This is a genomic window from Sphingobacterium siyangense (assembly GCF_007830445.1).
Lineage (GTDB): Bacteria > Bacteroidota > Bacteroidia > Sphingobacteriales > Sphingobacteriaceae > Sphingobacterium > Sphingobacterium siyangense.
This window is the reverse complement of record NZ_VLKR01000034.1, coordinates 48889-60686: the sequence shown is the minus strand read 5'-3', so window position 1 is coordinate 60686 and position 11798 is coordinate 48889. Positions and strand designations below refer to the sequence as shown.

General features: G+C 40.7%; 8 protein-coding genes and 2 tRNA genes. 2 read left to right on the top strand and 8 right to left on the bottom strand.

What is annotated here, in order from left to right; all coding sequences use genetic code 11:
* Positions 1-214: 214 nt before the first annotated feature.
* A tRNA-Ser gene (locus IQ31_RS22640) sits at positions 215-302 on the bottom strand.
* 55 nt (positions 303-357) lie between these two features.
* Complete coding sequence (locus tag IQ31_RS22635) at positions 358-876, bottom strand: YceI family protein (protein WP_075992444.1); 519 nt, start codon at positions 874-876, stop codon at positions 358-360.
* Positions 877-1061: 185 nt separating this feature from the next.
* Here IQ31_RS22635 and IQ31_RS22630 point away from each other — a divergent pair.
* Positions 1062-1135, top strand: a tRNA-Arg gene (locus tag IQ31_RS22630).
* 379 nt (positions 1136-1514) lie between these two features.
* Here IQ31_RS22630 and IQ31_RS22625 read toward each other — a convergent pair.
* Entirely contained in the window at positions 1515-3827 is a 2313-nt protein-coding gene (locus IQ31_RS22625) for a glycoside hydrolase family 3 protein (protein WP_145330238.1), read from the bottom strand.
* 311 nt (positions 3828-4138) lie between these two features.
* Between IQ31_RS22625 and IQ31_RS22620 the strand changes: the two genes are divergently transcribed.
* Positions 4139-4888: an NUDIX hydrolase gene (locus tag IQ31_RS22620; RefSeq protein WP_145330236.1), complete on the top strand. Its 750-nt coding sequence runs from the start codon at positions 4139-4141 to the stop codon at positions 4886-4888.
* A gap of 152 nt (positions 4889-5040) precedes the next feature.
* On the opposite strand, the gene IQ31_RS22615 is transcribed toward IQ31_RS22620, so the two are convergent.
* From IQ31_RS22615 to IQ31_RS22595, 5 genes are all read right to left on the bottom strand, one after another.
* Positions 5041-5406: a response regulator gene (locus tag IQ31_RS22615; RefSeq protein ID WP_075992441.1), complete on the bottom strand. Its 366-nt coding sequence runs from the start codon at positions 5404-5406 to the stop codon at positions 5041-5043.
* A 71-nt stretch (positions 5407-5477) separates the two neighbouring features.
* Positions 5478-6308 carry a CheR family methyltransferase gene (locus IQ31_RS22610; RefSeq protein ID WP_145330234.1) on the bottom strand — a complete coding sequence of 277 codons (831 nt, stop codon included), beginning with the start codon at positions 6306-6308 and terminating at the stop codon, positions 5478-5480.
* Complete coding sequence (locus tag IQ31_RS22605; RefSeq protein WP_145330232.1) at positions 6309-6680, bottom strand: response regulator; 372 nt, start codon at positions 6678-6680, stop codon at positions 6309-6311. It abuts the gene before it with no gap.
* A 13-nt stretch (positions 6681-6693) separates the two neighbouring features.
* Positions 6694-10296 (bottom strand): response regulator, encoded by a 3603-nt coding sequence (locus IQ31_RS22600; RefSeq protein ID WP_145330230.1) that lies wholly within the window; start codon positions 10294-10296, stop codon positions 6694-6696.
* Positions 10286-11770: a hybrid sensor histidine kinase/response regulator gene (locus IQ31_RS22595; RefSeq protein WP_145330228.1), complete on the bottom strand. Its 1485-nt coding sequence runs from the start codon at positions 11768-11770 to the stop codon at positions 10286-10288. The genes IQ31_RS22600 and IQ31_RS22595 overlap by 11 nt, the downstream gene beginning before the upstream one ends.
* Positions 11771-11798 lie beyond the last annotated feature (28 nt).

Sequence of the window (11798 nt, the reverse complement as noted above, 5' to 3'; positions counted from 1 at the left end):
GTTATAAATGTCGAACCAAAGATTTTTCCAGTTGTCAATGTGGCATTTTGTGGCACATTTTTGCAGAAACTCAATGTGCCACGAATGTGCCACAAAAATTATGAGTGTTTTTGAAAATTTCAGCAATTCCCATAAACAAAAAAATCCTGCAAATAATTGATTTTGCAGGATTTATCTATTTTTTAGTGCTTTTTAAAAATTTTAAAATTGCACCTGGCGGAGAGTGAGGGATTCGAACCCCCGAACCTGTGACAGTTAACGGTTTTCAAGACCGCCGCATTCGACCACTCTGCCAACTCTCCGCGACAAAAGTACGAATTTTCACTCTCCTACCAAATTTTATTTTATATATTATGCTTATTGAGCTTTTATAAACTGAATATCAGCACTAAATTTTACATCGTCGCTCACCATTACCCCTCCTGTTTCCAATGCAGCATTCCAATTAAGGCCAAATTCTGAACGTTTGATTTTGCCCTCTACAATAAAACCAGCTTTGGTATTTCCCCAAGGGTCTTTTTGGATACCTGCAAATTCTAAATCAAAAACGACCGGTCTAGTGACATCACGAATAGTCAAATTTCCCTTAATTTGTTCATTTTCTAAACTCGTTGCCTCAAAAGTAATGGTGGGATATTTTTCCACATCAAAAAAGTCTGGACTTTTTAGATGTCCATCCCGTTGTTCATTACGCGTATTGATGGACGCAGTGTCAATAACAACTTTCGCTAGGGCATTTTTAAAATCTTCGCCATCGGCATCAACATCTATTTTAAAACCGTCAAAGTTTCCTTTAACGTTCGTAATCATCATGTGTTTAACTTTGAATTCTATCTCGCTATGTGCAGCGTCTAGTTCCCATTTTCCTTGTGCCATAATTTTATGTTTTTTCTATTTGTTTAACAACACAAAGGTAACAGCAGTTTTATTCATTTTGTTTGACCTAGATCAATAAAATAATCTTATTGAAAAGCAATCAGTTATTGAAAAACCACAAAAAAAAGTTAGCGATATTTTGGAAATATAACACAAATGTCTACTTTTGCATTACCGAAAGCGACGCGCCAATAGCTCAGCTGGATAGAGCATCGGTTTTCTAAACCGACGGTCTCAGGTTCGAATCCTGATTGGCGTACTTAAAAGCTCCTTTGTTTAAAGCAAAGGGGCTTTTCTTTTTATACACTATATGGTTTCAAAAGTTAAGATTTATTAAAATTTCGTCGATATGGCAGTCGAGCTTGAAGATGAAAATAAGCTAGGGCTTTTACCCTTTCTCATTTTTAAATTGACCATACAAAAGAAAAGCAACGAAGGCGAGTATGACAATTAAAATAACATTCATATGGTTATATTTTAGGTTAATAATAATTTAAATATATAAAAATAGATAAGGCCGAGCAAATGCTTCGACCTTATCAAAAGTAATTTCTAATTATCTGGCGCTGATTGACCCCAGGACCATCTAAATGAACTGAAACTATGATGGTGACTTACATGGTATTTATGGATTAAACCTATTTCTTAACAAACTCGCGCATGCGCTCATCTTTAATTACACCCGACCAGTTCAAACCATAACCAAAATCGTAAGCATGTCCGGCTTGATCAACATATACCTCCATATCAAAGGGCACATCCTCTGCTTGCTTCTCTACTGTAGCCATATTCGCTGGCATTTGAACCGGTAATAGACCAGATGGTTCATACTTTCCAAACATAACATCCAATACAGCCTGTGTCGATACGCCAAAATTCAAGACAATACCAGATACATCCTTTTCAAACTCGGCAAATACCATCGGCTTGTTGGCAGTTACAGCAACCAGAACTGGTTTATCTTTCATCATATCCTTCGTATCCAATATCGTCTGAAGATCCATCACATTAGCAGCAGTCACCATTTTATTCTTATAAGATCTATTCTTAATCGATGGATCGATTACTGGATCACCTGCAGCAATACTCTCCGCTCTTGCGTTTGAGGCTGTATAAGTGCCATATTGCAAGGAAATGGGAACATAGCCATTTCCACCATTCCTGCGATCCCTTGCGCTATACCCACCTTCTGCACTGATCGGGCTCCGTACAAACACGATTGCAAGGTCAGCTTCATTGGGGTTATCGGTTACATCGGCATATTTTCGCAAGAGATCAATGTTGAGGGGGTATTCCAATCGTGCCTGTGTATAGTTTCCCCACCAATCTTTCATTGCTGCACTATACATCTTCGGAACATAAACTTTCTTCCGTCCAAGAATAGGCAATTGCTGATCACTATTCTTTAGTAAAATAATGGACTTTACCTGTGCGTCGTAGCCCTCCTTCATATGGAGCGGATTACCGACAGTGGCGCGACTTTCCTCGACATCCAAATATGGATTTTCAAAGAGTCCTACCCGGAAAATATTTAACAGAAGCCTTCTAGCGGAAGCCTCAAATCGTTGTCTCATAAATTTCTGTCCGTGCTCTTTCACGCCCAGTTCATAGGCTATCAAAACAGGAGCCTTATCGTTATTGCCTCCAAATTGATCTACACCTGCCATCAATGCTTTATAATGACGCTCTGCCACCGACAGCTGTTCTACCCCCCAGGGTTTACCTGCAAATCCATCTGGTTTAGGCGCTTCATCTCCCGTAATCAACCAGTCCGAACAGATCACACCATCATAACCGTAGGTGCCGCGCAACAAGTCGGTAAGCAAATATTTGCTATAACCATTTCCCACATTTTCACCATTCTTCTCGTCTTGACCAAAAGAAATCGTATAATAGGGCATAACTGCGGCAGCTTTGCTCGTCTTTCCTGTCAACTGAAAAGCTCCATTGACAAATGGAATAATATGTTGCTTCAGATTATCACCTGGATATACCGCAAACTTTCCAATAGCCCAATGGCCGTCCCGACCACCTTCCTCAGGCCCTCCACTGGGCCAATGTTTCACCATAGCATTAACACTCTTATACCCCCAGCCTAAGGCAATTTCGTCTTTTCCACTCGACGTCTGAAAGCCATCGATATAAGCTCTAGCCATGGCTGTGGTCAACTCGGGGCTCTCTCCGAAAGTCATACCAATGCGGTACCAACGCGGCTCGGTACCCAAATCTATCTGTGGCGATAATGCCGTCGTGATGCCCAATGATCGATATTCTGAAGCCGCCACTTGCCCAAAACGTTTGACGATAGCTGGATCGAATGTCGCCGCCATCGCAAGTCCATCCGGCCACATCGAAATTTGCCCCCCTGCCCCCGCATTGAACTCTGCACTGACAACAGCATTATGACGTGGATCGGAACTATTATTCGCCGGAATACCCCATCCCAACCCTTCCACAAAACCCTGCAACTCATTATTCCAGCGGGCAGCGGTTTCCGGATCTTCTACTGCTGTTAATAGGACATGCCTAAGCCCATCCTTCTCCAGAAATTCGCGCTGCTGATCGGTCAGGGCCCAAGGTGAAACAATACCTTCCTGATAGTTTTTGCCTTGATAGGTGCCTGCCATAAATCCAAAGGCGGGTGCTGGTAAAGCTTGGTGTCTGCTGTATAACATAAGTCCAGCAATCTGATCAACAGATAATTTTGAGGCGAGATCTTTGGCGCGCTCTTCTGGTGTCAAACGCCAGTCTTCATAACGATCTAATTTCCCATTTCGATTGAGATCCTTAAATTTATTTCCAGCGATGCTTAGGATCTTCACTCCTGAAGTTGTCGAATAACCCAAGACAGGACCGTATTTATTCTCAATCTTTTGATAAACCTGGCCTTGTGCCGAAAACGTTAAAAATAGACTGAAAGATGAAGCGAATAGTAGTTTCCTTGCGTTCATATAATCTGTTATTTTAATAAATGAGTTCGTAGTAAAAACGTTCGCCTTATTGGCAATAAAAACATTTGGCTTGATACGTTATAATCAGTTACTTATATTGCTTCATTATGAAGCAATACAATTTTACAACCTTTTTATTCAAATACAAAATAAAATCAATAAAATAACACAAACAGCTAGATATCAATATATTGATTTAACAAGAGAGCCCCTAATGTAATTTTTGACACAAGGATTTGTTCGACTTTATCAACCAACTTTCCTCCCATTGGGATATTTTTTTGTAATATTAACCCAAAGACAGAAAGTACATGGATTTCAGAACACAGATTATTAACGCATCGGCAGAGAGTTATGAAAAATTTCTACCTCACATTTCTGTAGACACCGTCGTCTTTGGCTTCGACCAAGGTTCTTTGAGAATCCTTTTGCTAAAAATGAACTACAATAAAGAGTGGTTTCTTCCTGGAGGCTATGTAGGGAAAGAGGAAGATACTGACGAAGCGGTCAAACGCGTACTTTATGAACGCTCGGGTGTAAAGGATATCTTCTTGGAAGAATTTGCTGTATTTGGAAACCCACAGCGCAGCCAGCAATCCTTTGCGGATTACCCAGACACATTGTGGAACAAACAGCGTTTTATTTCAATTGGTTACTACGCGCTGGTAAATTACAAACATGTGGTTCCTCAACCTGATTCCTTAAGTGAGACCTGCCAGTGGATCGACTTTAAGGACATCACTGAACTCAATATCACCATGGACCACCGCAAAATCATCAGCAAGGCTCTTCGGACTCTTCGCGAACGGCTTTCTTACAAACCAATAGGATACAATTTACTACCAGACAAGTTTACACTGTCCGACTTGCAAGGGCTCTATGAAACAGTACTTGGTAAAAAACTTAATCGAGGCAATTTTTATCGTAAAATGAAAAATATGGGCATCCTTCAAAAACTTGACGAGCAACGGAAAGGCGGGGCCCATAAAGCTCCCGACCTCTATAAGTTCAACGTGGAAACCTATAATAATATCTTACAGGAAGGCTTAAATACCTGGTAGTACAATCAAAATACTTTGATACCAAATTTATATTTATATAATAGACTACAACCTAGTCACCGCTGACATAGGCCAACACATTCTACCATCGGCTAAACTAACCCGCAAGAAACTGACATGCGCAGTACGGAAGTCCAACCTTTACAATTGATCTATACAATATATTTATTGACAATATTTTCCAAATCTTCCAAATCAAAAGGTTTAGATAAAAAATCATCCGCTCCGGCACGATCTGCTAGGGATTGAATATCGTTGTTTGCCGAAACGTAAATTACAGGAATATGGCTAAAACGCTTATCTGATTTGAGCAATCTAGTCGCTTCAACACCACCTATGTTTGGAATCCAATTATCCATTAAGATAAGGTCAGGCTCTGCAGATTCCACCTTTTGGATAATATCATGTGAAGTTTCCGAAACTTCAACGTGAAAGCCCAAATCTGTCAAAACAACTGTTATAACCTCCAAAATAATGGTATCGTCCTCAAATATCAATACCGTTTTTGCTTTACTCATATAAAATAGTTTATGTATACCCTCATTGTTTTACATCAGACACAAAAAGATTCACGCCTGCCTGCAAACTCCTATAAGGTATAAATTTTTTTCCAAATTTTTTGATCCCCTACAGGTGTAAAGTTATGCTGAATACCTGAAAATCGTATGGTTTCTTTACTACCTAATGCCAAATATCCTAAATTTTCTAGACTCGCGTCGAATAATTTAAAGACACGCTCCTGCAAGTCCTTATTAAAATAGATCAAGACATTGCGACAAAGGATTAATTGAAAGCTATTAAATGAGGTATCAGATACCAGATTATGGGTAGATAAAATCATTTTTTGCTTTAGGTCGGCATTGAATTTCGCCCATTCATAATTTGCTGTATAATATTTCGAAAAATCCTGTTTTCCTCCAGATTCTATATAATTTTCAGAGAAAGATTTTATCTGGCTCAATGGATATACACCATTCCGGGCAATATCAAGTACCCGTGGATTAATATCCGTCGCATATATCAATGATTTGTGGTACAAATTGGCCTCTTTTAGCAAAATGGACATCGAGTAAGCTTCCTCTCCTGTGGAGCAACCAGCAATCCAAACACGGATTAACGGGTATGTGCCCAATTGTGGTAGAATTTCCTCCCGTAGCTGACGAAAGAATACGGGATCCCGAAACATTTCGGTTAGGTTAACGGTAATCTCTTCTACAAAGTGCTGCAAAAATGCAGGATTGTCCTTTAATACAAAGCGAAGTTCAGCAAAGCTTGCCAAACGGTCATTCGTCATAAGCCGATTAATCCGCCTCTTCATCGAGGCACGGCTATACTGCAAAAAATCATACCCGTAGTCTCGATAGATATCTTCAAGTAAAATATCTATTTCATGGTCTTTTATGATACTATAGCCCAACATTTAGATTAACCGTTCAATTTCACCCATCAATTTATCGACATCAATCGGCTTCGAGACATACGACTGGGCTCCAGCTTCCAAGCATTTCTCCCGGTCTCCACTCATCGCTTGAGCCGTCACGGCAATAACCGGAATTTTGCCTGTAAAACTCGAATTGCGAATTAGCTGAATCGCCTCATAGCCATCAATTTCAGGCATCATCATATCCATCAATATCAACGCCACGCCTTTATTCCCCTCCAAGATCTCCATAGCCTCGCTCGCACTTGTGCTGCTCAAAACCTGATATCCCTTAGCTTTCAACGTCAAACGCAATGCAAAAATATTGCGTTGATCGTCGTCCACAATTAATATTACCTTATGCTGATCCATATATCAGTTGTCCTCAATTTTCATATAACCACACACGCAACAAAGACAAGAGTTGGTCGATATCCACCGGCTTCGAGATATAATCCGAAGCTCCTGCCTGAATACACTTTTCACGATCCCCGATCATCGACTTCGCCGTAACAGCGATAATTGGCAATCTAGCATAGTCCGCATGTTGCCTGATATTCTTAATCGTCTCATAACCATCCATCTCAGGCATCATCATATCCATCAATACGATATCAATGGGTTCTCCGGACATCAATACTTCTAACGCTTCTTTACCATCCATCGCGGGAATTACCTTCACTTGAAATTTCTCCAATGCTTTGGTCATCGAGAAGATATTCCTAACGTCATCATCCGCGACAAGAACCTTCTTGCCCTTCAATACGTCAGTCAGAGCTCCAAGCCCATTGTTCTTCCTCCTAGCGTCGTCTGAATTATTAACCTCAATCAAATGAAGAAACAGGCCTACCTCATCCAGAATCCGTTGATAGGAATGAGCCGTCTTTACAACAACTGAGTCTGCATATTTTTTAATCTTCAACTCTTCAGCCTTGGACAGATTCTTGCCTGTAAAGATAATGATCGGCAAGTTCTCCAGTCCTTCATGTTGTTTGATTGCTTCCAACGTATGGTAGCCCATTTCATCAGGTACTCCCATGTCCAAAATCACACAGTCCACATCCGCTGTACGTAAAGCTGTAATGCTATCCTCTACATTATCTTTTACTTCAAGTGATATATTAAAACTACTTAAGAAATAAGATAATGCACTTGCATGCTTCGGGTTTTCTTCAACAATAAGCACCTTCTTCGGCGAACGGCTTAACGCCGATTCAATTCTTTGGAATACCGAAGTCATTTGTTCTAACGCAACAGGCTTATTAATGAAATCGATCGCTCCTTTTAATAAACTTTCTTTCTTCACCTCAAGCGAAGACATAATATGAACCGGAATATGCCGCGTAGCCTTATTGCCCTTCAATTGATCCATGACAGCCCATCCATCCATAATTGGCAATTGAATATCGAGCAAAACAGCAACGGGATGATATTTTTCGGCGGCTGGGAGTGCATGGTCACCACGAACTACAACTACACCTTTATAGTTTTGCGTATGGGTATACTTCAAGAGTGCCTTGGCAAAATTAATGTCATCCTCCACAATCAAAATCACCTTATCCCCTTCTACAACTGTATCCCGATCATCTGGAATCTCCTCTGGGATCCTAATCGTGACCGGATTATAGGTATCTTCTTTAACAATCTCAATGACCTCTTCGACTTCCGAAGATATCTCCTCAACCAATTGCTGCTCCTTGGTCAATATCTCTTTGACTTCAACTTTAGACTTCGGTATAATGAACAAAAACGTACTGCCTTTGCCTACTTCGCTTTCCAACCGGATTTCTCCACCGAGTAAGCGCGCGATCTCGCGGCTAATGGAAAGCCCCAATCCAGTACCGCCAAACTTCCGCCTTGTTGAACCATCAGCTTGTTGAAAGGCTTCAAAAATAATCTTTTGCTTTTCAAGTGGTATACCAATGCCCGAATCGACTACAGCGAACACCAATCGATCGCTATCGCTTGGATCTTCATAGATTTCCAGACGTATTTCGCCCTCTTTGGTAAATTTAATCGCATTTGAAATCAAATTACGGAGTACCTGATCGATGCGAAGCCGATCTCCCTGAAATCTCCGGTTGACCTTATCGCTGATATTCGTCTTTAGCAGCAAACCTTTTTCCTGTACAATCGGCAAAAACAAACTATTCAAATCCGACAAAATATCATGCAGATCCAACGACGCATAATCCAAAGTCATCTTGCCCGATTCAATTTTTGAAAGATCCAGAATTTCATCGATCAACGTTAACAAACTCGTTCCTGAACTTTGAATGACTTTAGCCGATTCAATCTGATCTGAATTTAAGTTTTTCTCTACATTCTCCGATAGCAAACGTGATAGAAGTAATATCGAATTGAGCGGTGTACGGAGTTCATGGGACATATTAGCCAAAAACTCGGATTTATATTTAGTACTCAACGCCAACTCTTCGGCTTTATGTTGAATTTCCTGATTCCGTTCGGCAATCATTAAATTTTTATCTTCAAGCAATCGCGAGCGTTCCTCTAATTCCTGATTGGATTGCATCAGTTCCTCGTGTTGCACTTTGAGCTCTTCCTCTGATGACTGCAAACGCAATGTCTGCGCCTCCAATTCCGTATTCAGGCTTTCAAGCTCGGCATGCTGCGTCAACAACTCTTCAGACTGTACCTGAGTCTCTTCCAACAGGGCTTGAATCTTTGCCCTTCCCTTTGCTGAGACAAGGGCGACACCAATCTGTCGAGCACATTCTGTCAAAAATGTATGCTCTAATACTGTAAAAGGCTCCATTTGGCCAATTTCCAATACACCCAGCACCTGACCATCAACCAGCATTGGTAAAAAAAGGATATGCTGCACACCGATCTTTCCATTGGCAAAACTGACTACATAATCCTTAGCATTTAGATTATGTAGTGCCTTGGGCTCGCGATCCAAAAATACTTGCCCGATATAACCTTCTCCTGGCAGAAAATACTTTTGAGTCTGCATATCCAAGCCATATGTACCTGATAGTTGCAGCTTCTCATCATTAAAAATATAGATTGCACCACTAACTGATTCCGTATAGCCGACAAGACTCTTAATGGAGTCCGCAGCAATAATATCTTCACTCTTATTTCCCACCAATCCCGTATAGAGTTTAGCATAACCTGCATGAAGCCAATCGTTATCCGTTAGCTGATCAAATGATTTCTTTAATGATTTGGACATTCTATTGACCGATTTGGCAATTGCGCCCAAATCGTCATCTTCAATCTCCTCAGCCTTGACATCATAATCCCCCAATGCTATACGATTAGTAATCTTTTGGACCAAATTTAGTCGTCTAGAAATACCTTCATCCTTCTCACGTAATGATTTTTCAAGGGCTGAACGTTTCAAGAAGTCAGCACGTAATCTAAAATAAAAATAGGATGTAATAAAAAGAGAAAGCAGCGCACTGATGATAATAAACAAGGTTGTAATAAACGAAGAATTGTCCAGATTAGCCGACTTCTTGTCAATACTATCGTCCTCATAATGAATAATAGCCTTAATAATCGCGCGACACTTATCCATAGCCATCTTACTTTCATCCAAATGTGCTAAACTGACAACGCCTCCCTTTCTTTTAATATCAATAGACTCCTTTAAAATAGCTAAACGCCATTGCGCTGCAGTCAATAGGCTGTCAACCCGAACTTTTTGTACGGGATCCATCTTGGTCAGCGCTTCTACTTCCTGCAATTCTCCAGGAAGGCTTTTAAGTGCCATATTAAAGGGTTCCAGGTAATTTTCCTTGCCTGTCAGAAGAAAACCTCTATTACCCGTCTCTGCTCCTTGCAATGAGCTAAGCAGGCTATTCGACATACTGATAATTTTGCGTGTAACAGCAAGTTCCTGACGGTGTCTATTCTGTTCTTGAATACCTAGATAGGATGCTGTAGAACTGATTAGCAGAATAATTAAAGAAAAGCCTATGCCAATCGTTAAATTATTGATTGTCTTATTATTTGGCATCTACAGGTAAATTTAGTGGTAAAGTAAAATAGAAGGTGGTCCCTTGCTCACCCGAACTTTCTACAGCGATCGTACCCTGGTGACTACGGATAATTTCGGCACAGATATATAAACCTATGCCCAGTCCCTGAAAATCAAACGACGTTTCCTCCACGCGGTAAAATTTCTCAAAAACATCGGCTTGCTTCTCCACAGGTATCCCTATGCCAAAATCAATCACACTGATTTTCACAGCATCCTCAACGAGGGTGCAATCAACGATGACCTTCTCTGTTCCCGCAGCATATTTATATGCATTTGTTAGAAAATTAACCAAAACCTGCTCAAGACGAATCTCATCGCCATAAATCAGCAAATCGCCAATATCTCCCTGGCGATAAAGTACCATATTGCTCTGATCGTGTGTTTGAATAATCGAATCAATGGCGCTCTTGATCATATGCTCGAGTGAAAACACCTTCTTATTGATCAAGAGCTTGCCGTTATCGATCTTTGATAGATCGAGGAGATCACTAATTAAACTATTGAGTTTATCAACCTGCCCCTGAACGCGGTTCACATACTTTGCTTCAGCACTCTCTTCCTCAAGCTTAAGCTTGCGGTCCAGCAATTGCATATAGGCCTTAATGCTCGTCAAAGGGGTTTTCAACTCGTGACTGGCGATACTCAAAAATTCATCTTTCTCTTTTTCCGCCCGCTTCTGGGCGTCAATATCGGTAAAGGTCCCTACCCAGTTGCTTTCACTATTTTCTAAGATTGGCCATACCCGCAACAATTGGTACGAATATTCACCACAAATGCTCTTTTTCAAGCGAACCTCCATCTCCAGTGGTTTGCCCGACTGAAGACTCGCATGGAGCTCGGCCGCAATAGACCGATCTCCCGGATAGGTTTGCGGAAAAATAGTGGCATTGTCCGAAAACTGAAACCAACGACCATTGACAAAATCAATATTCCCCCTGTTATCACAGGTGAATGCAATTTGAGGCAAGGACTCTAAAAGAGTATGCAGGTAATCCACTTTGGACCGGAGCTCTTTCTGTGCCTGCTTGCGCCGTTCTACCTCAAGTTCCAACGTTTGTTGAACGTCTTTCAGCGCCTGCGTTTGCTCATATAAACGATAAAATGTCTTGACCTTCAACAGGAGAATATCTGGATCAACCGGTTTGGTCACATAATCCAATCCACCCGAATCATATCCCTTTGTGATAAAGCGCTTGTCGGTATTCACTGCCGACAAAAATATAATCGGTGTCTCCTTCGTTTTGCTAAATCCGGCAATATTTTCAGCAACTTCAAAGCCATCCATATCCGGCATCTGCACATCTAATATAATGAGTGCGTAATTATATTTTAAGATCTTTTTTAATGCTTCTTCGCCAGATTGAGCGGTATCAACTTTAAAATTTTTGGATTCCAGCAATTTTTGTAAAGAGTAAATATTATCCGGATTATCATCGACAATTAATATCATAGTGTATTAAAACTTAGCATCAAGGTTA